24 protein-coding genes, 6 tRNA genes and 1 pseudogene are annotated in these 25777 nt (G+C 37.5%); 28 read left to right on the top strand and 3 right to left on the bottom strand.

The window, feature by feature from the left end:
- Complete coding sequence (locus ACM26V_RS17655) at positions 1-708, top strand: DUF554 domain-containing protein (protein WP_416148054.1); 708 nt, start codon at positions 1-3, stop codon at positions 706-708.
- A gap of 54 nt (positions 709-762) precedes the next feature.
- Here ACM26V_RS17655 and yyaC read toward each other — a convergent pair whose 3' ends face one another.
- Positions 763-1389: a spore protease YyaC gene (gene yyaC, locus ACM26V_RS17650; protein WP_416148053.1), complete on the bottom strand. Its 627-nt coding sequence runs from the start codon at positions 1387-1389 to the stop codon at positions 763-765.
- Positions 1390-1475: 86 nt separating this feature from the next.
- Between yyaC and ACM26V_RS17645 the strand changes: the two genes are divergently transcribed.
- The 26 genes and pseudogenes from ACM26V_RS17645 to rlmH all read left to right on the top strand — a co-directional run bounded on the left by ACM26V_RS17645 (position 1476) and on the right by rlmH (position 23087).
- Positions 1476-2504 carry a hypothetical protein gene (locus ACM26V_RS17645; protein WP_416148052.1) on the top strand — a complete coding sequence of 343 codons (1029 nt, stop codon included), beginning with the start codon at positions 1476-1478 and terminating at the stop codon, positions 2502-2504.
- Positions 2505-2584: 80 nt separating this feature from the next.
- Positions 2585-2791, top strand: coding sequence for a DUF951 domain-containing protein (locus ACM26V_RS17640; protein WP_416148050.1), 207 nt, complete (start codon positions 2585-2587; stop codon positions 2789-2791).
- 216 nt (positions 2792-3007) lie between these two features.
- Positions 3008-4108, top strand: coding sequence for a redox-regulated ATPase YchF (ychF, locus tag ACM26V_RS17635; protein WP_416148049.1), 1101 nt, complete (start codon positions 3008-3010; stop codon positions 4106-4108).
- A 216-nt stretch (positions 4109-4324) separates the two neighbouring features.
- Positions 4325-4612 (top strand): 30S ribosomal protein S6, encoded by a 288-nt coding sequence (gene rpsF / locus ACM26V_RS17630; protein ID WP_416148048.1) that lies wholly within the window; start codon positions 4325-4327, stop codon positions 4610-4612.
- A 27-nt stretch (positions 4613-4639) separates the two neighbouring features.
- Positions 4640-5203, top strand: coding sequence for a single-stranded DNA-binding protein (gene ssb, locus ACM26V_RS17625; RefSeq protein ID WP_416148047.1), 564 nt, complete (start codon positions 4640-4642; stop codon positions 5201-5203).
- A gap of 47 nt (positions 5204-5250) precedes the next feature.
- On the top strand, positions 5251-5481 hold the full coding sequence (gene rpsR, locus ACM26V_RS17620) for a 30S ribosomal protein S18 (protein ID WP_416148046.1): 231 nt from the start codon (positions 5251-5253) through the stop codon (positions 5479-5481).
- Positions 5482-5941: 460 nt separating this feature from the next.
- Positions 5942-6880, top strand: coding sequence for a YybS family protein (locus ACM26V_RS17615; protein ID WP_416148044.1), 939 nt, complete (start codon positions 5942-5944; stop codon positions 6878-6880).
- 12 nt (positions 6881-6892) lie between these two features.
- The gene (locus ACM26V_RS17610) at positions 6893-8854 is read left to right on the top strand and encodes a DHH family phosphoesterase (RefSeq protein ID WP_416148043.1); all 1962 of its coding nucleotides are present in this window, start codon (positions 6893-6895) and stop codon (positions 8852-8854) included.
- 4 nt (positions 8855-8858) lie between these two features.
- On the top strand, positions 8859-9305 hold the full coding sequence (rplI, locus tag ACM26V_RS17605; RefSeq protein WP_416148042.1) for a 50S ribosomal protein L9: 447 nt from the start codon (positions 8859-8861) through the stop codon (positions 9303-9305).
- A gap of 85 nt (positions 9306-9390) precedes the next feature.
- On the top strand, positions 9391-10755 hold the full coding sequence (dnaB, locus tag ACM26V_RS17600) for a replicative DNA helicase (protein WP_416148041.1): 1365 nt from the start codon (positions 9391-9393) through the stop codon (positions 10753-10755).
- 544 nt (positions 10756-11299) lie between these two features.
- Positions 11300-11805 (top strand): annotated as a pseudogene (locus ACM26V_RS17595) (DoxX family protein).
- Positions 11806-12127: 322 nt separating this feature from the next.
- On the top strand, positions 12128-13414 hold the full coding sequence (locus ACM26V_RS17590; protein ID WP_416148039.1) for an adenylosuccinate synthase: 1287 nt from the start codon (positions 12128-12130) through the stop codon (positions 13412-13414).
- A gap of 268 nt (positions 13415-13682) precedes the next feature.
- A tRNA-Lys gene (locus tag ACM26V_RS17585) sits at positions 13683-13758 on the top strand.
- 19 nt (positions 13759-13777) lie between these two features.
- Positions 13778-13852: transfer RNA gene (locus ACM26V_RS17580), tRNA-Glu, on the top strand.
- A gap of 128 nt (positions 13853-13980) precedes the next feature.
- Positions 13981-14057 (top strand) — tRNA-Met (locus ACM26V_RS17575).
- Between the two features lie 124 nt (positions 14058-14181).
- A tRNA-Asp gene (locus ACM26V_RS17570) sits at positions 14182-14257 on the top strand.
- 63 nt (positions 14258-14320) lie between these two features.
- A tRNA-Phe gene (locus ACM26V_RS17565) sits at positions 14321-14396 on the top strand.
- 10 nt (positions 14397-14406) lie between these two features.
- A tRNA-Thr gene (locus ACM26V_RS17560) sits at positions 14407-14482 on the top strand.
- A 463-nt stretch (positions 14483-14945) separates the two neighbouring features.
- Entirely contained in the window at positions 14946-15653 is a 708-nt protein-coding gene (yycF, locus tag ACM26V_RS17555; RefSeq protein WP_416148038.1) for a response regulator YycF, read from the top strand.
- A gap of 2 nt (positions 15654-15655) precedes the next feature.
- Entirely contained in the window at positions 15656-17482 is a 1827-nt protein-coding gene (gene walK / locus ACM26V_RS17550) for a cell wall metabolism sensor histidine kinase WalK (protein ID WP_416148037.1), read from the top strand.
- On the top strand, positions 17479-18831 hold the full coding sequence (locus ACM26V_RS17545) for a YycH family regulatory protein (protein WP_416148036.1): 1353 nt from the start codon (positions 17479-17481) through the stop codon (positions 18829-18831). Before walK ends, ACM26V_RS17545 begins: the two co-directional genes overlap by 4 nt.
- A complete protein-coding gene (locus ACM26V_RS17540; RefSeq protein WP_416148035.1) occupies positions 18818-19612 on the top strand; it encodes a two-component system regulatory protein YycI in 795 nt (264 codons plus the stop codon). Before ACM26V_RS17545 ends, ACM26V_RS17540 begins: the two co-directional genes overlap by 14 nt.
- Positions 19613-19630: 18 nt before the next feature.
- Positions 19631-20425: an MBL fold metallo-hydrolase gene (locus ACM26V_RS17535; RefSeq protein WP_416148034.1), complete on the top strand. Its 795-nt coding sequence runs from the start codon at positions 19631-19633 to the stop codon at positions 20423-20425.
- 178 nt (positions 20426-20603) lie between these two features.
- Positions 20604-21857, top strand: coding sequence for a S1C family serine protease (locus tag ACM26V_RS17530; RefSeq protein WP_416148033.1), 1254 nt, complete (start codon positions 20604-20606; stop codon positions 21855-21857).
- A gap of 338 nt (positions 21858-22195) precedes the next feature.
- Positions 22196-22363, top strand: coding sequence for a CxxH/CxxC protein (locus tag ACM26V_RS17525; RefSeq protein ID WP_416148032.1), 168 nt, complete (start codon positions 22196-22198; stop codon positions 22361-22363).
- 244 nt (positions 22364-22607) lie between these two features.
- Complete coding sequence (rlmH, locus tag ACM26V_RS17520) at positions 22608-23087, top strand: 23S rRNA (pseudouridine(1915)-N(3))-methyltransferase RlmH (RefSeq protein WP_416148031.1); 480 nt, start codon at positions 22608-22610, stop codon at positions 23085-23087.
- Positions 23088-23214: 127 nt separating this feature from the next.
- Here the strand turns inward: rlmH and ACM26V_RS17515 are convergent, their stop codons facing one another.
- A complete protein-coding gene (locus tag ACM26V_RS17515; RefSeq protein WP_416148030.1) occupies positions 23215-23310 on the bottom strand; it encodes a YjcZ family sporulation protein in 96 nt (31 codons plus the stop codon).
- Positions 23311-23444: 134 nt separating this feature from the next.
- A complete protein-coding gene (locus tag ACM26V_RS17510) occupies positions 23445-24620 on the bottom strand; it encodes a pyridoxal phosphate-dependent aminotransferase (protein WP_416148029.1) in 1176 nt (391 codons plus the stop codon).
- Between the two features lie 265 nt (positions 24621-24885).
- Between ACM26V_RS17510 and ACM26V_RS17505 the strand changes: the two genes are divergently transcribed.
- Positions 24886-25677: a carbon-nitrogen family hydrolase gene (locus ACM26V_RS17505; protein ID WP_416148028.1), complete on the top strand. Its 792-nt coding sequence runs from the start codon at positions 24886-24888 to the stop codon at positions 25675-25677.
- Positions 25678-25777 lie beyond the last annotated feature (100 nt).

Here is a 25777-nt window from a genome sequence, read left to right as displayed (position 1 = left end):
ATGGTTTTATTTGGGACGATTGTGAATGGTTTAGCGATCGTATTAGGAGCATGGTTGGGCGTTCGCTTGAAGCATTTTCCTTTTGAAATGAAAGAAACAGTAATGAAAGCAATTGGTTTAGCTGTTATTGTTCTTGGATTTACGATGGCGTTAGAAGGACAGGAGTTTTTACTTATTATTTTCAGTCTCGCAATCGGAGGAGTGTTAGGAGAACGTTGGAACATTGAAGGGAAGTTAAATAGGGCAGGGAACTGGTTAGAACGGAAAATGAAGAGACAAACGGAAGGGAAATTAGCGGAAGGGTTTGTTGCTGCAACACTGTTATTTGTCGTTGGGGCAATGGCGATCATAGGCGCACTAGACAGTGGATTTAGGCAAGACCATTCCGTATTGTTAACAAAATCAATGCTCGATGGATTTTCATCAATTGTCTTTGCTGCAACAATGGGGATCGGTGTCATGTTTTCCGCTGTACCCGTCGTATTGTATCAAGGCTCGATTGCATTGGCAGCGACGTTCATTGTTAAATGGTTACCTGAAGAGTGGTTGGACTTGGTTATTAGCGAAATTACCGCAGTTGGTGGAATCATGATAATTGGAATTGGATTAAACTTGCTAGGTATTCCGAAAATAAGAATTGCAAATTTGTTACCTGCAATTATTCTTACAGTCATGCTGGTTTTAATTTACAGTCAGTGGTTTAACTGAATAATAGAATAAGTTAAGTCGGAATTAATGCGTGTACTATAAATAGTACACGCATTAATTATTTTGTGGAAGTTTCTTTTCGCTAGGACTACGCAATACGTTTTGCCTATTTTCAAGCCAACAAGCAGAACGCCAGAGTGCTCTTGACATAGAATCAGCCATATTCATGACCAAAGATAGTCGGGTGTTCTGTAAGACGAGCATTTCCATATAACCAGAGACATTAACAATTCCAGTTAAATGGATGTTACCAATCGGTGGAAGGTTTTTTCTGACTGCCACACCTGGAAATACTGGACCGTTGCTAACCGTCATAAAACCAACGCTTTCGGTCCGACCTAAGCAAGCATCAATGGCAATAATCCAAGGTTGATTCAGATCTTGATTAATAGTATCAATGGTTTCGTGAAGGTTTTTCGCATGGACAGGCGAGTTTAGTGATCCATAAATAGAGAAAATTGGGCAGCGTTTTTCCAGTAGTTTTGATCCAATAAGTGGACCGAGTGAATCACCTGTTGAACGATCACTGCCAATACATACAACCGCAATCGAAGGATTTGGTGATGTAGGCAAAAAAGAAAATATCGCTTTTGACAACTGTTGTACTGCTAAAGGTTCATCAAGGTGGACTCGATAAGAAGGTTGATACTTTTCTTGAAAAACTTGTCCTAAAACCATCATATAAACCTCATTTCTAAAATAGTAGTAACAGTATACGAATCAAAATGAATATCTATACGTCATAAATTAGAAAAAGAGGGATGATTTTGTGGATATCAGGGTTGAAATGGATGTTTTTGATCATCGGTACAATGATCGGGGCAGGATATGCTTCAGGTAGGGAGTTATGGGAATTTTTTGGATATGAAAGTGGACTTGCCATTCTGTTATTTGCGTTACTGTTTTTTGTTTGTTGTTATGTAATCATGGACATTAGCCATAAACAAAAATCAGAACACTATATCCCCGTATTAGAGAAACTGATGGGTAAAAGGTTAACCAGTTTGTATGATAGCTTAATTGTTTTGTACTTGTTTTCAACAACAGTAATTATGATTGCTGGTGGAGGAGCAACACTAGAAGTACTGCACATTCCTTATTGGTATGGAGTGATGATTATTTCAGCATTGCTAATTATTCTATTTGTTTGGGGACTAAATGGGATGACGTCAATGAACTCAATTCTTATTCCGATATTAATTTTATTTCTTGTTGGTACACTTCTCGTGTTTCAATATACAACAGGTTTTAATGATGATTTTGCTCTGAATAAGCAGTCAAATTGGCCATCTGCTTTTACGTTTACAGCACTAAATATCTTGCCGCTAGTTGCTGTTATTGGTGCAATTGGTAAAAAGATTGCTCATCGTGGGGAGATATGGATTGCCAGTATAGGAAGTGCAACCATATTGGGGGTTGTATCGTTATTATATAATCAATCATTGATTACAGTTGCACAAGAGGTGATGGTTTATGAAATTCCTTTGTTTGCAATTTTGCAAAATTATCCTTATTTTATGGTGTTAATTATGTCTGGATTGTTGTGGGGAGCTATCTACACGACAGCTGCATCAGGATTGCTAGGGCTGTGTACACGGTTTAAGGCTTATATTAACGTGCCGTTTTGGCTGTTGTCGTTCATGTTCATTATATTAATGATTCCACTGACGACAATAGGTTTCTCGAAATTAATTAGTATCTTATATCCTCTATATGGTTTAGTGAATCTTTATATATTAGCTGCGATCATGCTTTATCCGATCGTACATAGATTCGATGACAAGGCAACAATTTAATAGATAGAGAGACTGGAGTACTTGAAGCATTATCATGTATAATAAAAATACTATATACGTAGTAGAGGGGGAGAAGAATCATGAGTGAGAAGTCTTATGAACTTTTTGATGTAGTAGAGATGAAGAAATCTCATCCATGTGGAGAAAATAAATGGAAGATCATTCGTATGGGTATGGATATTCGAATTAAATGTCTAGGATGTAACCATAGTGTGCTAATTCCAAGAAAAGAATTTTCCAAAAAAATGAAGCGAATATTGGAAAAATCACCAGAAGCAAATAAGTAGAGCCCTTTCACCGATAAGGAAAAGGGCTTTGTTTCTGTACATTGAAACTTGAATGTTGTGTGGTTGCCATTTGGCTGATAAGTCTTTATAATTAATAAGGATGTAATTAGAATGATAAAATCTATTAGGAATTAAAGTTAGAGTAAAGAAAAATCTGTGTCTCGGTTTTTTAAATAGAGACATACAGAGTTTTTTACCATAAAGGGAGTATGATGTATGGCATTAACAGCTGGAATTGTTGGTCTTCCGAACGTCGGAAAATCCACATTATTTAACGCAATTACTCAAGCGGGAGCAGAATCAGCGAATTATCCATTTTGCACGATTGATCCGAACGTGGGAATCGTTGAAGTACCTGATACGCGATTAGATACTTTAACCAAATTAGTAGTACCGGACAAAACGGTACCGACAGCATTTGAATTTACCGATATCGCAGGAATCGTTGAAGGTGCAAGTAAAGGTGAAGGGCTAGGAAATAAATTCCTTTCTCATATTCGTCAAGTCGATGCTATTACACACGTTGTTCGATGTTTTAATGATGATAACATTACGCACGTTTCTGGAAGTGTTGATCCGCTTAGAGATATTCAAATTATAAACTTAGAGTTAATTTTAGCTGACTTAGAAACGGTTGAGAAACGAATTTCTAAAGTTGAGAAGATGGCAAGGCAAAAAGATAAAGATGCTATGGCTGAGTATGAAATACTGACAAAACTTCAAGCTGCATTCGAAGAAGAAAAACCAGCTCGAAGTGTGGAGTTTACAAAAGAACAGGCTAAGCACGTAAAAGGCTTACACTTACTAACATGGAAGCCAGTTTTGTATGCTGCAAACGTTAGTGAAGACGAGTTATTAGATGCAGAGGCGAATCCTTATGTCCAACAAGTAAAAAAATTCGCTAAAGAGGAGAACTCGGAAGTCATCGTCGTTTGTGCCAAAATTGAGTCAGAGATTGCTGAACTTGATGGAGATGAAAAGGACGAGTTTTTGCAAGACTTAGGCATTGAAGAATCAGGATTAGATCAACTAATTAAAGCGGCATATAACTTGCTCGGCTTGGAAACGTATTTTACAGCAGGAAAGCAAGAAGTACGTGCGTGGACGATTAGCCATGGAACAAAAGCTCCCCAGGCGGCGGGAGTAATTCATACAGACTTTGAACGAGGATTTATCCGTGCTGAAGTGGTTTCTTACGATGACCTTATATCAGCGGGATCAATGAGTATAGCAAAGGATCAAGGGAATGTTCGCTTAGAAGGCAAAGAATATATTGTTAAAGATGGTGATGTTGTTCACTTCCGCTTTAACGTATAATTTGCATTCTTCCATGAGGAGAAAAGTAGTCAATAAAAGTATTCATAGAAAAACTGACCTTCAGAGGTTGGTTTTTTTCTTGTTTATCTCAATCTAACCTTGTGCCTAACTAGAAGTTCTGCTATAATTAAAACTTGCGAGCAAAAGGAAATAGATGCTTGCTCCTTGCTCTTTTCAATTAAGAAGAGGGCCTAGACCAAAAGGAGGTGACAGAATATGCGCAAATATGAAATTATGTACATTGTACGTCCGAACTTGGAAGAAGCGGCGACGAAAGAATTGATCGAGCGTTTCAACAAGATTTTAACGGACAACGGCGCAGAAGTGACTGAAACGAAAGAAATGGGTAAGCGACGTCTTGCTTATGAAATCGAGGATTTCACTGAAGGTTTCTACGTTTTACTTAAATTAAACGCAGAAAAAGTAGCGCTTGATGAATTCAACCGTTTAAGTTCAATCAATGATAACATTATACGTTCACTTACTGTACGTGAAGAAGAATAGAGATAAAGGTTCCGAGGAGGAGTTCGGATGATTAACCGTGTCGTTTTAGTTGGACGTCTAACTAAAGACCCAGAATTACGCTATACAGCCAACGGAATTGCAGTTGCATCTTTTACACTAGCTGTAAATCGCCCATTTTCAAATGCACAAGGACAGAAGGAAGCAGACTTCATCAACATTGTGGTTTGGAGGAAGCAAGCCGAGAACGTTGCTAACTATCTGAAAAAAGGTAGCCAAGCTGGCGTAGACGGACGTATTCAAACGCGTAGCTTCGATAATAACGAAGGACGTCGTATTTTCATGACTGAAGTAGTTGGTGACAGCGTTCAGTTTCTAGAACCTCGTGGTTCGGGTGGAACTGGCGGTGGTGGAAACCAATATGCAGGACAGGGTGCTGATCAAGCTAGCTCTGGTCAGCGAAATGACAATAACGGTTTTCCAAATAATCCGAATCCAAACTCCGGACAAGGTAGTCCTGCTCAAGGAAATCAGAATCAACCAAATCAAGGCGGTCAAGGGAATCAAAATGATGATCCGTTTGCTAGTGATGGAAAACCGATTGATATTAATGATGATGACTTACCGTTTTAAATTGATTTTGAATTAGTTATAAAATTTAAATTGAAGGAGGGATATTTATGGCACGACGTGGTCGACCAAAGCGGCGTAAAGTTTGTTACTTTACAGTAAATAAGATTACTAAAATTGACTATAAAGATACAGGGTTATTAAGCAAGTTTGTCTCTGAGCGTGGAAAAATTCTTCCTCGCAGAGTAACTGGAACTTCTGCAAAGTATCAACGCCAATTAACTCGCGCAATCAAACGATCTCGTACAATGGCTTTATTGCCGTTCGTTACGGGCGAGTAATTTAATGAAACACAGTAGCTAAAGAGCTACTGTGTTTTTTACTGTCTTATTTTCTAATAGAATAGGTAAGTTGAAAGTACTGTTTTTCAGAAGGTTAGCTTCATTTTAATACATAATTATGGATGACTGAGTAACTTAGGTCTTTGTATGGATGGTACTATTTTTATTGACCGGATTGCTTTTTTTAGAGGAAGTTAAATACTTAAAAATCCATTCAATTTCTCGTCCGTGGAAAGGGAGCGGAAATTTTCTATTCGATTAAGAAGATAAATCGCAATCCTGAAATGCCATCTTTTCAATATTCTGAGCTAATGACTCAATCATTTTTTTAGATCCTCTGTTTAGTAATGGCTTAGTGAAAAAAAAGCTAAGGCAAATCAATGAATTTTTGTTGTTTATCAGTTGTTCATGCTAAAATATAAATTGACGGTTTTTAAATGGTGAAATGAGGGACGAATAGATGGAAGATAGATCTAGATTAATGAAAGAGGGAGCATTTTATTTAGGGGGATATATGTTGCTAATTCTCCTAGTTATATTAGTTCCTGTCATTGGGCTAATTAGCTTGTTTTTATTATCAATCCCTTTTATATTTTTTACAAAAAAGCACGGTCTGTTGGCTGGTGGGACATTAGCGGTGCTATCATTTTTATTACTATTTGTCATACTAGGACCCTTCTCATTGCCATTGTCACTTGCATTTGCTGTGAGTGGTGTCGTGATTGGTGAATGTTACCGTCGAAAAAAAGATGCTTTTGGAGTATTGTTAGGCGGGGCTTTAAGTTATATCATTGCATTTGTGGTTATCTACGTTGGAAGTATCGTCATATTGGATGTAGATCCGGTTGAGAGCTTTCAGGAAGTAATGATCGAATCGACAGAAATGGCAGATGATTTGCTATTTTTAGTCGGGGATGATGGTGATGCCGCCTTAGAAATAGCATTAGAATATATTGAGGGCTTAACATTGATAGCGCCAGCATTAATAATTATGATGGGTGTCATATTTGCTTTTATAGTACAAATCATTGCTGGTTTTTTGTTAAGAAAACAGAAACAGGATGTTGTTCGATTTCCGCCACTAAGAGAGTGGGGTTTTCCGAAAGCTTTTATATGGTATTATTTATTTACCTATATTTTCATATTAATAGGTGTAGAAGAAGGAAGCCCTATGTTCACTGTTTTAGCTAATCTTACGCCAATTTTAGATATGGTTATGGTGATTCAAGGGTTTGCTCTAGTTTTTTATTATTTTTATCAGAAGCGATTGAACGTTGCGATTCCCGTAATTCTCGTTGTGATTTCATTTCTTTTTCCTATTTTCCATCATATCGTAAGAATCTTAGGTATAATTGATTTAGGTTTTGACTTGAGGAAGCGGATGAATGCGCTAAAGTAGGAGTTGTGAAGAATGCCGAAATCTCTGTTAAGAAAGTGGCATGGTTATCACGTCATTGCCCTGTTGAGCGTTGCTGTGATATTTATAGGAATATTAACGTATTATCAATGGCAAATAGGTCTCTTAGGGTTTGTCGGTTTAGGGTTCGTTCTTTACTTGATTATTCGAGCAAGATTAGAGTTCGAAAGGGAACTAACTGAATATATATCTACCATAACTTATCGGGTAAATCATGCAGGAGAAGAAGCGATGAATCAATTGCCGATCGGTATTCTCCTATACAATGAGAATCATGATATTCAGTGGAACAACCCTTATTTAACAAAGTTAGCCGATAAAAATGTACTAGGAGAGCAGTTGTCAATTTTTTCTAAGCAACTCATTAATGAAGTGGGGGATGGGAAAAAAAGATTCCTAGTAGAAATGCGTGACGAAAAGTACCGTGTATTTCATTACCCTGATGAAGGTTTGCTGTATTTTATCAATGTGACGGATGAACAGGAATATAAATATTTATTTGAACGTGAAAAAACGGTGGTTGGACTAATTTATTTGGATAACTATGATGAAGTTACACAAGGAATGGACGATCAAATCCGTAGCAAATTATTAACACATGTAACAGATTCATTGAATCAGTGGTCCAAAAAGTATGACATCTTTATCCGTAGAACCGCTTCGGATAGATTTATTGCTGTTTTCAACGAAGGTACTCTAAAAGCATTAGAAGAGAATCGTTTTACCGTACTTGATGAAATTCGTGATAATACAACGAAAGAAAAAGTGCCGTTAACTTTGAGTGTAGGGATTGGCAGTGGTGAACCCTCATTGAAAGAGCTTGGCAGTTTAGCTCAATCTAGCCTAGATTTGGCTTTAGGGCGAGGTGGCGATCAGGTGGCTATCAAAGAAAAGAATGGTAAAGGAAGATTTTACGGTGGCAAGTCCAATGCAATGGAAAAACGCACAAGAGTACGTGCTCGAGTGATTTCTCATGCAATTCGTGATTTTGTAAAAGAAAGTGACAAAGTATTTGTAATGGGGCATAAAAATCCCGATATGGATTCAGTTGGGGCTGCAATTGGTATGTTAAAAATTGCCGAAGCAAATGGGAAAGACGGATTTATCATTTTGAACCCTAATGAAGTAAATCTAAGCGTCCATAAATTACTGGAAGAAATAGAAGGTCATAATGATTTATGGGCCCAATTTATCACTCCTGAAGAAGCTAGAGAAGAAGCGACAGATGATACATTGATGGTTGTCGTTGATACCCATAAGCCATCGTTAGTGATGGATCCAAAGTTATTGGAAAAAATGGATCGAACAATTGTGATCGATCACCATCGACGTGGAGAAGACTTCATAGAAGATGCTGTCCTTGTTTATATGGAGCCTTACGCTTCATCGACAGCGGAGTTAATCACAGAGCTACTAGAATACCAACCTTCGCGACCTAATTTAGGTGTCTTAGAATCAACTGCTTTGTTGGCTGGCATTGTTGTCGACACAAAAAGTTTTGCTATTCGTACAGGATCACGTACATTTGATGCGGCGTCATACCTTCGCAGTCGTGGAGCTGATACGACCCTCGTGCAAAAACTATTGAAAGAAGATTTTGATCAATACGTAAAGCGTTCAAAGTTAATAGAAAAAGCATATATTTATCCTGGCGGAATGGCAATTGCTAGAGGATATACAGAAGAAACTTATGGTCAAGTACTGATTGCACAAGCGGCAGACACATTATTAACTATGAATAATGTCGTTGCATCATTTGTGATTTCTAAACTAGAAGACGGCCGTATAAGTATTAGTGCTCGTTCTCTTGGTGAAGTGAATGTTCAAATTATCATGGAAATGATGGATGGTGGCGGACATTTAACAAATGCAGCTACACAGATAGAAGGTTCAACCATTGAGGAAACAGAAGAAACGTTGAAAGAGAAAATTGATGAATATTTCAAAGGGGGATAAAACGATGAAAGTAATTTTTCTAGATGATGTAAAAGGAAAAGGGAAAAAAGGTGAAGTGAAAAACGTATCTGAAGGATATGCAAGAAATTATTTATTAAAAAATAACCTTGCAGTTGAAGCTAACAAGGGTAATATGAAATCACTTGAGAAGAAACAAGAGAGTGAAGGTCGTCAAGTGGAAAAAGAACTGGAACGTGCAGAAAAATTCAAATCTGATTTGGAAAACTTGACGATTGAATTGACTGCTAAGGCTGGAGAAAATGGACGATTATTTGGGGCTGTGACTAACAAACAAATTGGCGAACGTTTGAAAAAAATGGATCTGAAAATTGATAAGCGAAAAATTGAGATGGATGAACCAATTCGTTCACTTGGTTACACGAATGTAAAGGTAAAGGTTCACCCTAAAGTAACAGCCACATTAAAAGTACATGTTGCAGAAGAAAAATAAATGAGTGCGGTGTTGGAATTTTGGTTCTGACATCAAATCCGCTCAAATTGCATTCAATTTATGCGGGAAATGAGGGAGTATAATCATGTCTGACTTATTTGCCGATCGAACACCACCACAAAATATTGAAGCCGAGCAGGCGGTGCTAGGAGCAATCTTCATTGAGGATCAAGCTCTCGTCACCGCCTCTGATTGTTTAATTCCTGAGGACTTTTACCGGCCTGCACATGAACGGATTTTTACGGTAATGCTTGACCTCTCTGAAAAAGGAGAGCCGGTAGATATCGTCACGGTAACTTCGGAATTACAAACCAAGAAGTGGCTAGAAGAAATTGGCGGCGTGTCATATTTAAGTGATCTAGCCAATGCAGTACCAACTGCGGCAAATGCAAGGTACTATAGTGAGATCGTAGAAGAAAAATCATTATTACGTAGATTGATTCGAGTAGCTACAAATATTGCATCTGAAGGTTATGCAGCTGATGAAGATGTAGATTCAATTTTGAATGATGCGGAGAAATCGATTCTAGAAGTTGCTCACAAAAAAAACTCAGGAGAATTTGTCGATATTAAAGATGTACTAGTTGAGGCATTTGATAAAATCGAAATGCTTCAACACACAGCTGGTGATGTAACTGGAATTCCAACTGGATTTACAGAATTAGACCGAATTACAGCTGGATTTCAGAAAAATGATCTAATCATTGTGGCAGCTCGTCCATCGGTTGGTAAAACAGCATTTGCATTAAATATTTCGCAAAATGTCGCAACCAAAACAGATGAAAATATCGCTATCTTTAGTCTCGAAATGGGGGCAGACCAGCTTGTTATGCGTATGCTCTGTGCTGAAGGAAATATTGATGCTCAAAGACTTCGTACTGGGAAATTAGAGGATGAAGACTGGCAACGTTTAACGATGGCAATGGGGAGTCTATCTAAAGCGGGAATTTTTATTGATGATACGCCAGGTATTAAGGTGAAAGATATCCGGTCAAAATGCCGAAAGTTAAAACAAGATCGTGGTCTTGGTATGATAATGATTGACTATATGCAATTAATTCAAGGGGATGCTAGAAGTGGCGAGGGAAGACAACAAGAAGTGTCGGAAATTTCCCGAGAATTAAAAGGACTGGCTCGTGAATTGGAAGTACCTGTTATCGCATTGTCACAACTTTCTCGTGGGGTAGAATCACGTCAAGATAAGCGACCAATGATGTCGGATATTCGTGAATCAGGAAGTATTGAACAAGATGCAGACATCGTAGCATTCTTGTACAGAGACGACTATTACGATCAAGAGTCAGAGCAAAAAGATATTATAGAAATTATTATTGCAAAACAACGTAATGGTCCAGTCGGAACTGTCGAGTTGGCATTTATCAAAGAATACAATAAGTTTGTTAACTTAGAGCGAAGATTTGATGAAGGCGATATGCCTCCTGGTGCATAATATGTTTGTTTCCTATCGCAAAACTATAATTTTTAGCAGAAAATTAAAACAAAAATGTTTAAGTAATTGCACCGTATTTGCGGTGCTTTTTGTATGTTTTAGCAAAACGGTTTTGATTGTTATTTTATTTAAATAGGATGGTTATTTTTCTAATAACCAAAAGTGAAAATAAACCTGTTACCGCAAAAAAATATTAAATAGATGACAAAAGGTATACAACTCCAAAAGCGATTCAACCTTTGTGCATATGTTCACAAATTGGTCATTAGATTGCAACGAACTGTTCACAGTTACAACGGTCACGGTCGAGGAATCCATATTATACTAAGACTATAGAAAGTTAGTTAGTGGTCACACACATTAGAAAAACTTGGCTAGTCGCCGAGTCCTTCATGGCGAAAGGCTTAGTTTATCTTATACTTTAATCCTTTTGCGAAGTTAAACATTCTTAAAGTATACAAAAACAACCAGCATTCATTTTTTTTGATACAAGTGATCAACCAACTCTCTATAAAAAACTTACATTTCTGAGGAGGAATGAATCATGTTTATGGAATTCTTACGAAATAACAAGATTGCAGCCGGAGTTTTAACAATTTTAAGAGTATATATTGGATGGCAGTGGCTTACTGCTGGCTGGGGAAAAGTAACAGGTGGTTTTATGCAAGTGGTTATTTAAATGGTGTTGTTAACAACGAAGCGGTCATTGAACAGTACCCAACGTATCATGCATTTATTGAAAATTTCGCTTTACCAAGTGCTGATGTTTTTAGTTTCATGGTCGCATGGGGCGAATTACTCGTTGGACTTGGCTTGATTGTCGGCATATTAACAACAGCAGCCGCATTCTTTGGCATCATGATGAATTTTGCTTTTATGTTCGCCGGTACGGTTTCTTCTAATCCATGGCTCGTATTGCTCACAATCTTTATTCTTGCTGCTGGATACAATGCAGGTAAGTTTGGTGGCGACCGATGGGTGATTCCATATATCCGCACTGTCATTTTTAAAGATAAGTTTACACCATTAGCTAATAAACAAGTCGCATAACCTGGTATAATAAAGTTTGAAGTAAAGTAACGCTCCTTGTGATTTGCGGGAGCGTTTTTTGTTGAGTAATGTATATAATGACTTCAGCCTTATAGCCGCATATGAAGATATCATATCCTTTCAATAACCTTAATAATTTTGAAAAAATCTATAAAACAAGGGAATAAACGAATGAAAATATAATATATGCTAATATTGTTCGGGATATAGTTGACTACAGTAGCTTTAACTGATAAACTAACGTTGGTCGATTTGATAAAAACAAATGATAGAAATATCAAAAAAATACATGAAAGTAAATACACTTGGAGGTGCTCGATTCATGCCATCAGTTGTTGTGGTAGGTACGCAATGGGGAGACGAAGGAAAAGGAAAAATTACCGATTATTTATCAGAACAATCAGAACTAATTGCCCGTTATCAAGGTGGAAACAATGCAGGTCATACAATTGTATTTAATGGTACGACGTATAAATTGCATCTAATACCATCGGGGATTTTTTACAAGGATAAAACTTGTGTTATTGGAAACGGAATGGTTATCGATCCGAAAGCTCTCGTTAAGGAATTGGCATACTTGCACGACAAAGGTGTGGACACGAGTAATCTTCGTATAAGCAACCGAGCACATGTGATCCTTCCATATCACTTAAAATTAGATATCGTTGAAGAAGAAAGTAAAGGTACAAACAAGATCGGTACGACTCGAAAAGGTATTGGTCCAGCATATATGGATAAAGCGGCTCGTGTTGGTATACGCATCGTTGATTTGTTAGACAAAGAAACATTTAAGGAAAAACTTGAGGTAAATCTTCGCGAAAAAAATCTTTTATTAGAAAAGGTTTATGAAGTCGAAGGATTTAAAATTGAGGACATCCTTGAAGAATATTATGAATATGGGCAACAATTCGCTCATCTCGTAGCGGATACATCTGTCATTTTAAATGATGGACTAGATGCAGGGAAGCGTGTCCTTTTTGAAGGTGCTCAAGGGGTAATGCTTGATATAGACCAAGGAACATATCCATTTGTTACCTCATCTAACCCGATTGCAGGAGGCGTCACGATTGGTTCAGGTGTTGGTCCATCAAAAATCGATCATGTTGTAGGTGTTTCTAAAGCATACACGACTAGAGTCGGAGACGGACCTTTCCCAACTGAATTAAATAATGAAATTGGTGAGAAAATCCGCGATGTAGGGAACGAATACGGAACAACTACTGGACGACCACGACGGGTAGGTTGGTTTGATAGTGTTGTTGTCCGTCATGCTCGCCGCGTCAGTGGTATTACTGATTTATCTTTAAATTCAATTGATGTCCTTACGGGGATCGAATCATTAAAGATATGTGTTGCCTACAAATATCGTGGTGAAATCATGGAAGAATTTCCTGCTAGTTTGAAGGTTCTCGCTGAATGCGAACCTGTGTATGAAGAACTTCCCGGTTGGACGGAAGATATTACAGGGGTGAAGTCGTTACATGATCTCCCTCGAAATGCCCTCTTCTATATCGAAAGGATATCTCAACTGACAGGCATTCCGTTAACTATTTTTTCTGTAGGTCCAGACCGCACTCAGACGAATCTCATTCGCGGTGTTTTTGCATAAAACTAATAAATTTTGCGACTAAAAGGAGAGCTCTGCAATTTTTTTTGCAGAGCTCTTGATTTTTACTGAGAACTTCGTTAAAGTAAGATAGGTTCAGCAAAGGAACTAAAAAATATTTCGCTTTTTATAAAAAGATGTTGTCTTTCTTTTTATTAAGTGTTATGATTTATCTTGTCGCCGAAAAGGTAATCAATAATTGATTATTACTTTGACTTTAAAGAAAAGCATTATCCGTAAGCATCGTGATTAGACATCATTGAAAAGCTGCGAGTCATTAGCTCAGTTGGTAGAGCATCTGACTTTTAATCAGAGGGTCGAAGGTTCGAATCCTTCATGGCTCACCATTTTTTATAATATAAACACGGCCCGTTGGTCAAGTGGTTAAGACACCGCCCTTTCACGGCGGTATCACGGGTTCGAATCCCGTACGGGTCACCAAAAAAAAGATATTGACTTTATTAATCTAATCAAGTATAATTAATTCTGTTGTCCCTCATACTAAAAAGGAAACAGTTAGTCATTATCAAAATTAAAGAAAGTGACATTTCTTTGATATATAATATTAACGCGGGGTGGAGCAGTCTGGTAGCTCGTTGGGCTCATAACCCAAAGGTCGGTGGTTCAAATCCGCCCCCCGCAACCAATTTTAATCGTTTTATCTTGTATAAGATGGATTAAGTATAAAAGTAGTAAAACTATGATAAATACATATTAAATCATCTGGGGATCGTTCTTAGAAATTATATTTTAACAATTTAGTAATTGAAGGTCCCGTGGTGTAGCGGTTAACATGCCTGCCTGTCACGCAGGAGATCGCGGGTTCGAATCCCGTCGGGACCGCCATTTTATTTTTGAAAAATTAGACAATTTATTATACAAAGTGCAGAAGATATTTTACATTATTCTGGCTCAGTAGCTCAGTCGGTAGAGCAACGGACTGAAAATCCGTGTGTCGGCAGTTCGATTCTGTCCTGAGCCACCATCTTTTGAGTGCTGGCCTAGCTCAATTGGTAGAGCAACTGACTTGTAATCAGTAGGTTGGGGGTTCAAGTCCTCTGGCCAGCACCACACATAGTTAAATTATTACCTTTCCATAGTAATGGATAGGTTTTTTTGTTGTTTTAGAAGAATAAATCCTAATAAAAAATAAAATAGAGTTATCTTGTAGCCCTAATTGGCGGAGAGATTCCTCAACTAAGATTTTCGCATTTTTGGACCTTTTAATGAATAAGATGAGGTTTTAACAATTTTAAACGGTATGGGAGAATACATTGTTAGATATTTTCTTTTGATTATAGGGTAACGTAGGAGTATATGCTTTTAAAAATCCTTTAAGAAAGTAGTCGAAATTTGTTAGAAAACATCATTTCCTAGGAAATAACCGTTTGAAAATGAAAAATACGGATATTGATTCTTTTAATTATCTAAATTTAAGTGAATTTCAATAAACTTCCTGTTCTAAGGCTAGAGATGTGAAAATCCTATGTGATAGAATAGAAGAAGTGAATCACAAAGAGGAGCTGGTCAGAGAATGGATAAGAAAAAAATTCTAGTAGTTGATGATGAAAAACCGATTGCGGATATTATAAAATTTGGTTTAGAGAAAGATGGATTTGATGTAGTGTGTGCGTATGATGGGAACGAAGCACTTGAAAAAGTGAAAGAATACGTGCCAAATTTAATTTTATTAGACATCATGCTTCCATTTAAAGATGGATTAGAAGTGTGCCGTGAAGTTCGAAAAACGTATGATATGCCAATTATTATGTTGACAGCGAAGGATTCAGAAATTGATAAAGTATTAGGGTTGGAATTAGGTGCCGATGATTATGTGACAAAACCGTTTAGTACCAGAGAGTTAATAGCTCGTGTAAAAGCGAACCTTCGAAGAAACGAAAAAGTCCAAGAATCTGACACAGAGAAGAAAAATATTGAAATTGGCCCGTTACTCATTCAACCGGATGCTTATATGGTAACAAAGCGAGGAGATCAGATTGAATTAACTCATCGTGAATTTGAGTTAATTTATTACCTTGCTCGTCATATTGGACAAGTTATGACACGAGAGCATCTGTTACAGTCTGTATGGGGATATGATTATTTTGGAGATGTTCGCACCGTCGATGTAACTGTTCGGAGGCTTCGTGAAAAAGTTGAAGATAATCCAAGTAGTCCTGCGTGGATTGTGACACGTCGTGGAGTTGGATATTACTTACGGCAGTCTGATCAGGAGAATTAATTATGAAAAAAATTCGCCTTTATAAATCAATCCACGTAAAAATTGTGGTGATTTACGTGTTATTGATTCTGATCGCGATGCAAGTCATTGGCGTGTATTTTACTAGACAGCTTGAAGAACAACTTATAGAAAATTTTAATTCAACTCTAAACGAAAGAGCTGATCTTGTTGCCTTAAATGTCGGGCAGGAGATGATGAGAGAGGAAGAGGAAGAAGAGATTCCGCTTAAATCACGAATTGATCTTCTACTGACGCAACTGTTTAATATGGATAATGTCGATGTACAAGTCATTGATCAGCAGCAAATTGTCATCACTGCAACAGATAGTGCACACCAAATTTATGAGGGACAACGAACGACGAAATCGCGTGTCAAACAGACATTGGCTGGAATTGACGATCCAGGGGAGATCTTACTTAATACGAGTACAGGTCAACCAACACAAGTTTTTGCTGTTCCTATAGAAACGGAAGAAAGTCAAATTATTGGAGTAATATATATTGAAGCATCGATGGGTGAGATTTATGACCAGATGCAAGAAATAAATCAAATTTTGTTAACAGGAACTGTTATTGCACTTATATTAACTGCTGCTTTAGGTATTTTTCTGTCGCGAACAATAACAAGGCCGATCGTAGATATGAAAAGACAGGCAGTAGTCATGGGGGAAGGCGATTTCTCTAGAAACGTACGAGTCTATGGATACGATGAAATCGGACAACTGGCATCGACTTTCAATGAACTTACGAATAAGCTTGAAGATGCAAACGCAACGACAGAAGGTGAAAGAAGAAAGCTATCATCAGTCTTGACACATATGACTGATGGTGTTGTCGCAACAGATAGTAAGGGTAAAATTATTCTTATGAATCGTCGTGCAGAAGAAATGTTAGGTCAAAGTCAAGAGAAAGCTATGGACACAGAAATTATGAAAATGCTAAATTTAGATAAATTTATGAGACTTAATGACCTTTATAGGATGGTAGACCCGATTTTATTAGATTTCGACAACGTTCAAGAAGAAATAATTCTTGAAGCTCATTTTTCTGTTATTGAAAAAGAAAATGGCGAAGAAAATGGTTTAATCGCCGTTCTACATGATGTGACTGAGCAGGAAAAAGTCGAGGAAGAAAGACGGGAATTCGTTGCGAATGTTTCTCATGAATTGCGAACACCTCTTACTTCAATGAAAAGCTATTTGGAAGCATTGGCGGATGGCGCGTTGGAAGACCCTGAAGTCGCACCGCACTTTATTCAAGTTACTTCCAATGAAACAGAGCGGATGATACGTCTTGTTAATGATTTATTACAGTTATCAAAGATGGATAGCAAAGACTATCAAGTGATTATGGGAAGTATTAATGCAACGACTTTTGTTAATCAAGTTATTGATAGATTTGAGATGGCTACTAAAAATCAAGATATTCAATTTATCCGGCGCATACCTGATAAGAGTATTGCTGTGAGCGGTGATCGTGACAAATTAACACAGTTACTTGATAATATTGTATCAAACGCAATTAAGTACTCCCCTGAAGGTGGAAAAATAACTTGCACACTAAAAACCGAAAAAGAACGAATCGTGATAAGTGTTAAGGATGAAGGGGTTGGGATCCCGAAAGATAATCTTTCTCATGTATTTGATCGTTTCTATCGAGTCGATAAGGCTCGTTCAAGAAATCTAGGTGGAACAGGCTTAGGATTGGCCATCGCTAAAGAAATTGCTGAGGCTCACGGAGGTAGTATTTGGGTTAGTAGTGAGTGGGGAAAGGGAACAATGTTTTCATTTACTTTGCCTTATCATAATGAAGAGAGGGATGGGACATGATTATAGAAAATATAAAAACAGCCATCCTCTGGATTCTTATTTTAACAAGTGTTGGATTAACTTGGGAGATTTGGACATATACGCCTGCTTATAATGAGCTAGAAGAGTCTGGGGAAGGTTATGTGGAAATTGAAGCTATTGGCGATTCGCGTAGCTTGTTAGATGTTCTTTATCCAAATGAAGTTCTCGTTCATAATGAAGAACAGATATATCTTATACACCCCACCAAAGAAAACTATGAAGAACTGGATGATCTACTAGAGTCGGTTAATATTGAATTTATTAATCCTGTAGCAGAACCTTCATCTAGAGCACCTTCGTTGGATAGGTTTTACAATGGGATTGAAATTGTTTTTGATCAAGCAATTAAAGGTGATTGGCTAAATCAACTGTTTACTGTTGAAGAAGAAAATATCCCGATCGAGTATGTTAATCGCATCATATTTATGGAAAATAATTATGGTGACGAAGTAAGGTTACAGTTCGTGGACACTGAAAACGAAGAAATATATGAGTCTGCTAGGTCTATATCAAAGACTGATTTGGAAGCTTTTTATAATGACACTGAAAATGATCGTGCATCTGTTGAAAAAAAAGTTTTTCAACAGAAAGATAATAGCGAATTCCAACCAGTTCGCTATGTGGTGACAGAACCGATGACTTTGAGGAAGTTTACTTATGAATCTCAAGATCTGTCCGTTCAAGCTTTTTCACAAATTCTTTTTCCAGAGCCGGAGTTTGTAAGGCGTATTCCTCAAGGCAGACAAGGGGAAACATTCACGGATGGAAAACGAATGATGACAATCCAAGAGAGTGGATCGATATTAAAATTTGAACGACCGGATAGCGGAGGTCAACAAACGCCAATGTTAGAAGACGGGTTGGAGTTTATTAATAGCCATTCTGGGTGGACAGGGGACTATTACGCAGAGCGATGGAGAGAATCTAGTGCTACAGGTGAAGCAACGTTTCGTCTCCATGTAGGTGGCTTTCCCGTGTTAGGTTCAAATATGAACGACGATCAATTGTATACTATTCATGTGTCGCGTGCAGATAGTAATCAGATTACCGAGTATACTCGACCTATGTTTAAATTAGGAGAAAATCCATTTGAAATTGAATCAAATGTCAGATTACAACCTTTTGATGTACTTGAACAACACATTTTTGAGAATGAGATTTTTGATATGGATTCTGTAGAAGATATAAAAATAGGACATAACATGATTCGTGAACGCTCTTTTGCCACTTTTGAACCAGCTTGGTATGTGAAGGTTCGAGGAAGATGGACACAGGTAGATATTTCGTCTGAGTTGTCTCAAGGGGGAATAGAAAATGGATTGGAGTAGAGCGAAGATGATCTTCATTGTAACTTTCCTATGCCTAAATCTGTTTCTAGGTTATCAATTACACGAAAAGCAAGAACAAGCAAAACTCAATGCCATGACGCATGCAACAATACAGGAGCGTTTGGAAGATAACCGGATTGAAGTAGAAATAGAAAATGCAGAAGAAGTGAATGAAGGTGCACCAATTACTGGGACTGTTCGACAGTTTCAAGAAGAACTGTTTGAAGAACTCTTTGGAGAAACTCTTGAACGGCAGACGCTTACATTAATAGATGATACTACCCTGCGAGCTGAGTTTGAAAATCCATTTTCGTTAAATGCTGCCAATTTAACAGCTACCGTTAGCGCGTTTTTGCAGCAGTTTGTCTATGAAGGCGAAATGTATCAAATCGCTAAATATAATGAAGAAGAGCAGTATATTGGCTTATATCAGACATATAGAGATAGGAAAATTGACCAATACGAGCGAGAAGATTTCCATCTGAAGTTGTATGTCACAGACGACTTAGAAGTCGATTCCTATGAGCAAACCTTTATAACGGTAAACGAACAGGAAGGTCGTGAACAAGAGTTGTTGTCTCCATTAAAGGCTTTGGAAACATTGATGAACGATCACTATATTCCACCAGATACAGTTATTGAAGAGCCCGAACTCGGTTATTATAGTTTGATTCAGTTAGAGGCAAACTTTCAAATGTATTCCCCTGTGTGGAGATTCAAAGTTAATGATGAATATTATTTCGTCGATGCACTTAACGGAGAAATTCAAACGATTAGTTAAGTGGGAGAGGATAAATATATGAGTTTAAAGTTTAGTGTACTGGCCAGTGGAAGTACAGGTAACGCAATTTATGTGGAGACAGAAAAGCAAAAATTACTTATAGATGCAGGTCTTAGCGGCAAAAAAATTGAGCAATGTTTTATGCAAATTGGCGTATCTCCTGCGGATTTAGATGGAATCTTAGTCAGTCATGAGCACAGTGATCACATTAAAGGAGTCGGAATTCTTGCACGAAGGTTCAAGATTCCGATTTATGCAAATGATAAAACATGGAACGCGATGGAAAAAGGAATTGGTGTTATTCCACTAGATCAGAAGTTTACCTATCAACGGGGCGAAGTGAAGTCGTTTGCTGATATTGAAGTTGAATCTTTTGGTGTCTCACACGACGCCGCTGATCCTATGTTCTTTTCATTTCATCACGGTGGAAGACAACTGACAATATTAACGGATACTGGTTATGTCAGTGATCAGATGGTGGGAATTACGAAAGGTTCAGATACGTTGATCTTCGAATCAAACCATGATACAGATATGCTCAGGATGGGAAAGTACCCGTGGACAATTAAACGACGAATACTCGGAGATGAAGGGCACGTATCCAATGTTGATGCAGGAATTGCTTTAGCAGATATATTGAGAGAATCAAAAGCTGATGTGTATTTAGCACATCTTAGTCTTGATAATAATATGAAAGACTTAGCTCGTATGACTGTGCAACAAACGCTTGAGGCACAAGGTATTGAGGTTGGGCGACAAGTAAAGTTGTATGATACTGATCCTGTCGTACCAACCCAATTGAAGGTTGTATAAGTAGGATTTAGGGTTTATAACGTTTATCTTTTCTTTTTGTGGGAAATTATATGTATATATGAAAGAACATCACATTTAATTCAAAATGATAGACGTTAGCCATAAAAATGACTAAAATGAGTAGAAAATAATGAAAAAGGTCAACTTTGTTATCTTGTTATTAAAGGGGGGGACAAATATGGGCTATTATGATAATCACTCGCCTTCTTCGATCGAGAAGCGTTCCGTGAAAAAAAGAACAAACCGATCACGTTCTGGACTCGTAGGCTTTATGGGTGCGGTACTTGGTGCACTGATTGTAGTGTTTTCAATCCCACTACTGGCTAATAACGGTTTTCTTCCTTATGAAGTAGTTCCAAAAAATGAATCGTCTACTGATCAAGAAGTAATGAGTAATGATGATGTTGAAGAAGATCAATTGGCTTCAGAAACATTGAATTTACAAACAACTTCTGAAGTGATTGAAGCAGCAGGGAAAGTTTCTAATGCAGTTGTCGGCATTGTGAATATGGAGCAGTCTTCTGGATTGTTTGGAGAAGGATTTGCTGGCGGAACAGGTTCAGGAGTTATTTACAAGATTGATGGAGATCGTGCTTTCATTGTAACGAATCAACATGTTGTTGAGGGAGTGGGGCGTGGTTCTAGTAATCTTGATGTGACTCTTAATGATGGTTCACGTGTCTCTGCCGATGTTGTAGGTGGAGACGATTTAACCGATTTAGCTGTTTTGACAATTGACTCTGACGGGATCGAGACAGTTGCAGAATTCGGAAATTCTGATAGTTTGCAAGCTGGTGAACCCGCAATAGCAATTGGTAATCCACTGTCATTTGAAGGTTCTGTGACGTTAGGTATTATTAGTGCAGTGGAACGTAGTATACCTATTGACTTAACAGGTAATGGACAAACAGATTGGAATGCAGAAGTTCTTCAAACGGATGCAGCTATTAACCCAGGAAACAGTGGAGGGGCATTGCTAAATATTCAAGGAGAAGTAATTGGAATTAATTCAATGAAGATTGCTCAGCAAGAAGTGGAGGGAATCGGTTTTGCGATCCCATCTTCTATTGTGTTGCCGGTCATTGAGGATATAGAGGAATATGGTGAAGTCCAGCGACCACAAATGGGAATCATGCTTCGTTCACTACAAGAGATTCCAAGCATGCACTGGCAAGATACACTAGGTTTGCCAGAGGATATCAAAGGTGGCGTTTATGTCGAAGGTGTTGAACCGAATACACCAGCAGACCAAGCGGGCTTACAAGAAGATGATGTTATCACTAAATTGAACGATAAGGAAATTAATGACTCTCATGATTTACGTCGATTCCTCTATACTGATGTTAGTATAGGCGAAACAATAACAGTTACTTTCTATCGAAATGGTGATGAACAATCGGTTGAACTTACATTAGATAAACAAGTTTTCTAAACTAATCAGGAGGGAGAATCAATCCCTTCTGATTTTTAATATTTGATGAGAGTGTATAATAGTAGTAAAAGTCTGTAAAAATTTTATCTGTTGGTATAATAGCGGTATCGCATGTGGATGGTTACAAAAGTAGAAAACTGAGGTAACCTATTCTAAAAACTAAAGTAGGCATGGTGGAAAATTATTATTTATTAAAACAACAGATTATAATGATTTTGAGAGGCAGTAATTTTATTAAAAGTTATTCACAAAAGAATGTGGATAAAATTAGTATTAAGATTGGACTAATGTTTTTTTATTGTGAAGATAGATAAATTAACTGAGAGTGAGGGATAAAAATGATTTATAGTTGTTATGAGCATGCAGAAGAAGCAATTGAAGAAGCCTTAGAAGACGGGGGATTACCACCGATTTTTGAAAAAATGTCACCTGAAATAACTATACAAAGAAAATGTTTCCTCTGTAAAAAAAATGCGGTATACCAAGTGACTCCACTTTCATCATAACTGTGGATAAGCCAGTAGACAATCGCAATATAATCACTCCTTATTAGAAAGTTATCCACAGAAAAGAGTGAAACAAAAGGAATGATTACATAAAGAAATTATTTTCTCCACAGTGAACAAACCTTAAGAAACTAATAAAAGTAATATTTATTATTCACATTTTATCGTCTTGCAAAAGCTATAAGAGTATAGGTTGTGTATATGTGGATAAGTTTTGGGGATAACTCTAAAAAAGGAGCGGAAAATGAACATTTCGATTATTGCCGTTGGTAAGTTAAAAGAAAAGTATTTAAAGCAAGGAATTGATGAGTACATAAAGCGTTTATCATCATATACCAATATCCATATGATTGAAGTATCAGATGAGAAAGCGCCTGACAACATGAATGAAGCGGATATCAAGCAAGTAAAGGAGAAGGAAGGTGAGCGAATTTTAGCGAAAATTAGTGCGGATACCCATGTCATAGCTCTCGTTATTCAAGGAAGTAAATGGAGTTCAGAACAGATGGCAAAGGAATTAGAACAATTAGCAACTTACGGGAAAAGCAAAGTTGCTTTTATTATTGGAGGATCGGTTGGACTGAGCGATACGGTTCTACGACGAGCTAATTCGCAATTATCATTCTCAAACATGACGTTTCCACACCAACTAATGCGTTTAATTTTAACTGAGCAAGTTTATAGATCATTTCGTATCATTAAGGGACATGCGTACCATAAGTAAACACTATGAAAATGTAAGAACACGAGGAAATTGGAATTGAGCTGATGATGCATCTTTAGCGAAGAAATAGAACTGGAGAGAAAAAATTGAAGGGTGCCAAATAGACACCCTTTTATTCAATTCCTAATTAATATCCTGAATATGAAGCTCCGATAATAACTAGAAGGATAAACAACACGACGAGTAACGCAAAGCCTGACCCTAATCCTTGAGTATGAGACATTACACATACACTCCTTTTTCATTCATTGTGGAATAACCCACTTAAAATTAATGTATGCAAAGGGAAAGAAATGAGATTGGACTTTTGCTGATATTTTCTTAATGTTTATTTTTGTTCTATTTCAAAGTTAAGTTTTAAAACAGGTCAAGTTTTCTAATTCTTAAAGCAGCTTCACGTAGTCGGCTTTCAGTTGCTATGAGCCCAATGCGAACAAACCCTTCCCCGTATTCTCCGAAACCAATCCCTGGTGCGACTACAACATGGGCTTTTTCCAAGAGAATGTTTGCAAAGTTTTGTGATGTATACCCGCTTGGAACAGCAAGCCAAGCAAAAAATGTTCCAGACGGCGCCTGAACATCCCACCCAGCATCGACTAATTGATTAATCAACACATTACGCCTCATTTCATATGTCTTAGCCAGTTTAAGAACATCATCTTGGGGACCGAGGAGTGCATGTGCGGCTGCTTGCTGGATTGCCCCAAATATGCTCATGTACATATGGTCTTGAATTAAATTAATATTTTCAATGACAGAAGCATTACCAACAGCAAATGCTACACGCCAACCGGCCATATTAAATGTTTTCGATAAGGTATACATCTCAATTCCGACGTCTTTTGCCCCATCAGACTGCAGAAAACTTCTTGGTTTTTCCCCGTCAAAACCAATTGCAGCATAGGCGAAGTCATGGCAAACACAAATGTTGTGTTTTTTAGCAACTGAAACCGTTTCATCAAAAAAATCTTTTGTAGCCATTGCAGCGGTAGGATTATTTGGATAGTTTAGAAACATTAATTTAGCCTGATTGAGCGTAGACTGATTTAATTCATCATAGTTTGGAAGAAAATTATTTTTCTTTTGCAGCGGCATGAACGCTGTTTTTGCATGTGCTAAGGCTAAGCCAGAAAGGTAATCTGGATAACCAGGATCTGGAAGTATTGCGAGATCACCTGGATTCAACAGGCACTGGCTTAATTCAACGAGCCCTGTTTTAGAACCTGACAGAATTGCAACTTCACGTTCAGGATCAAGATCGACATCATATTCTCGCTTGTAGAACTGACTGATGGCATCTTTAAAAAAAGCTTGTCCACGAAAAGGAGAGTATTTGTGATAGACTGGATTTGAAGCAGCACGTTTTACTTCTTCGACTATGTGCGGCGGTGTTGGAAGGTCAGGGTTTCCTTGCCCTAAATTAATAACGTCATGACCATCGTGCATTAACTGCTGTGCTTTTTTTACGAGATTTGCGAAAAATTGTTCTGGCAAGCGTTGTAAAGCAGTTGAAGGTTTAAAATTAATTTCCATAAGAATATGTACACCTCAAATTTCCTATTATGTGTTAACAATGATAGTGAATGTGGCGTATTTTGTAAAGGTTATAATTATATAATTCTGAATCTTGACATAACAAGATTCTAGTGTCATAATTTCCTCATTTCATAAATAGGAAAGTATATAAAATTTTGGCTAGAAGATCCTTTGTTGCTAGGGTTACTATCTGATAAAAACGTCTCCATACAAATATGTAATTTGTTCAGTAGACTTTAATTATGCAAAGGAAGTGTAGTGCGTGAGTTTAAATATTGCATTAATTCAAATGAATATTGCGTTCGGTGATCCTATAAAGAACTTTAATAATGTAGAGAGTCGAATGAAACAGGCCGTTCGTGAAGGAAACGTAGATGTGATTGTTCTACCGGAGTTATGGTCGACGGGATATGATTTAACTTCTTTAGACAAGATTGCCGATGTAGAAGCGAAAAAAAGCATGGCTTTCCTTTCAAAGTTGGCAAAAGAGTACAATGTTAACTTAGTAGCTGGATCTGTTGCGAAAAGATCGGAAGAAGGTTTTACTAACACGATGCTCGTGATTAATCGCAACGGAGATCTAGTTAAAGAGTACAGCAAAGCACACTTGTTTCGATTAATGGACGAAGAAAAATATCTTGTTCAGGGGAATAGTGACGGTCTCTTTCAACTGGAGAATGAGTTATGTGCAGGAGTGATCTGTTATGATATACGTTTTCCTGAGTGGATTCGTACCCATATGCTTGATGATACGAAGGTGTTATTTGTAGTCGCTGAATGGCCGAAACCACGGATTGATCACTGGAGGGCATTATTAATTAGCCGGGCAATAGAAAATCAATGTTACGTAGTTGCTTGTAATCGGGTGGGCGAAGATCCAAATAACGAATTTGGAGGTCATTCGATTATTGTAGGACCATGGGGAGAAGTAATCGCAGAAGCTGAAGAAGAAGAAACGATTTTATTTGGAAAAATTGATATGGCTGAGGTGGACAGAGTCAGACAGACAATTCCAATTTTTACAGATCGACGTACAGACCTGTATCGTCTATAAACTGATGTCATTTTAAAAACAGGAACCCTTTTGTTAGGATACCTGTTTTTTTAGTGTGCTTTTCATCTCTTTCTTAATGACTTGTTTAATTCGAACAGTT

Origin of the sequence: Salipaludibacillus sp. HK11 (genome assembly GCF_047795645.1) — a bacterium.
In the GTDB taxonomy this organism is placed as follows: Bacteria; Bacillota; Bacilli; order Bacillales; family Salisediminibacteriaceae; genus Salipaludibacillus.
The sequence above is the reverse complement of the archived record's forward strand: the minus strand, read 5'-3'. Positions and strand labels throughout refer to the sequence as shown.

Coding starts and splice junctions, on each gene's coding strand:
- ACM26V_RS17615 (WP_416148044.1), top strand. CDS start 5,942: ATGGAAGATAGATCTAGATTAATGAAAGAGGGAGCATTTTATTTAGGG.
- ACM26V_RS17530 (WP_416148033.1), top strand. CDS start 20,604: ATGGGCTATTATGATAATCACTCGCCTTCTTCGATCGAGAAGCGTTCC.
- ACM26V_RS17655 (WP_416148054.1), top strand. CDS start 1: ATGGTTTTATTTGGGACGATTGTGAATGGTTTAGCGATCGTATTAGGA.
- ACM26V_RS17515 (WP_416148030.1), bottom strand. CDS start 23,310: ATGTCTCATACTCAAGGATTAGGGTCAGGCTTTGCGTTACTCGTCGTG.
- rplI (WP_416148042.1), top strand. CDS start 8,859: ATGAAAGTAATTTTTCTAGATGATGTAAAAGGAAAAGGGAAAAAAGGT.
- dnaB (WP_416148041.1), top strand. CDS start 9,391: ATGTCTGACTTATTTGCCGATCGAACACCACCACAAAATATTGAAGCC.
- ssb (WP_416148047.1), top strand. CDS start 4,640: ATGATTAACCGTGTCGTTTTAGTTGGACGTCTAACTAAAGACCCAGAA.
- ACM26V_RS17510 (WP_416148029.1), bottom strand. CDS start 24,620: ATGGAAATTAATTTTAAACCTTCAACTGCTTTACAACGCTTGCCAGAA.
- ychF (WP_416148049.1), top strand. CDS start 3,008: ATGGCATTAACAGCTGGAATTGTTGGTCTTCCGAACGTCGGAAAATCC.
- ACM26V_RS17590 (WP_416148039.1), top strand. CDS start 12,128: ATGCCATCAGTTGTTGTGGTAGGTACGCAATGGGGAGACGAAGGAAAA.
- rpsR (WP_416148046.1), top strand. CDS start 5,251: ATGGCACGACGTGGTCGACCAAAGCGGCGTAAAGTTTGTTACTTTACA.
- yyaC (WP_416148053.1), bottom strand. CDS start 1,389: ATGATGGTTTTAGGACAAGTTTTTCAAGAAAAGTATCAACCTTCTTAT.
- rpsF (WP_416148048.1), top strand. CDS start 4,325: ATGCGCAAATATGAAATTATGTACATTGTACGTCCGAACTTGGAAGAA.
- ACM26V_RS17610 (WP_416148043.1), top strand. CDS start 6,893: ATGCCGAAATCTCTGTTAAGAAAGTGGCATGGTTATCACGTCATTGCC.
- yycF (WP_416148038.1), top strand. CDS start 14,946: ATGGATAAGAAAAAAATTCTAGTAGTTGATGATGAAAAACCGATTGCG.
- ACM26V_RS17545 (WP_416148036.1), top strand. CDS start 17,479: ATGATTATAGAAAATATAAAAACAGCCATCCTCTGGATTCTTATTTTA.
- ACM26V_RS17640 (WP_416148050.1), top strand. CDS start 2,585: ATGAGTGAGAAGTCTTATGAACTTTTTGATGTAGTAGAGATGAAGAAA.
- walK (WP_416148037.1), top strand. CDS start 15,656: ATGAAAAAAATTCGCCTTTATAAATCAATCCACGTAAAAATTGTGGTG.
- rlmH (WP_416148031.1), top strand. CDS start 22,608: ATGAACATTTCGATTATTGCCGTTGGTAAGTTAAAAGAAAAGTATTTA.
- ACM26V_RS17535 (WP_416148034.1), top strand. CDS start 19,631: ATGAGTTTAAAGTTTAGTGTACTGGCCAGTGGAAGTACAGGTAACGCA.
- ACM26V_RS17525 (WP_416148032.1), top strand. CDS start 22,196: ATGATTTATAGTTGTTATGAGCATGCAGAAGAAGCAATTGAAGAAGCC.
- ACM26V_RS17540 (WP_416148035.1), top strand. CDS start 18,818: ATGGATTGGAGTAGAGCGAAGATGATCTTCATTGTAACTTTCCTATGC.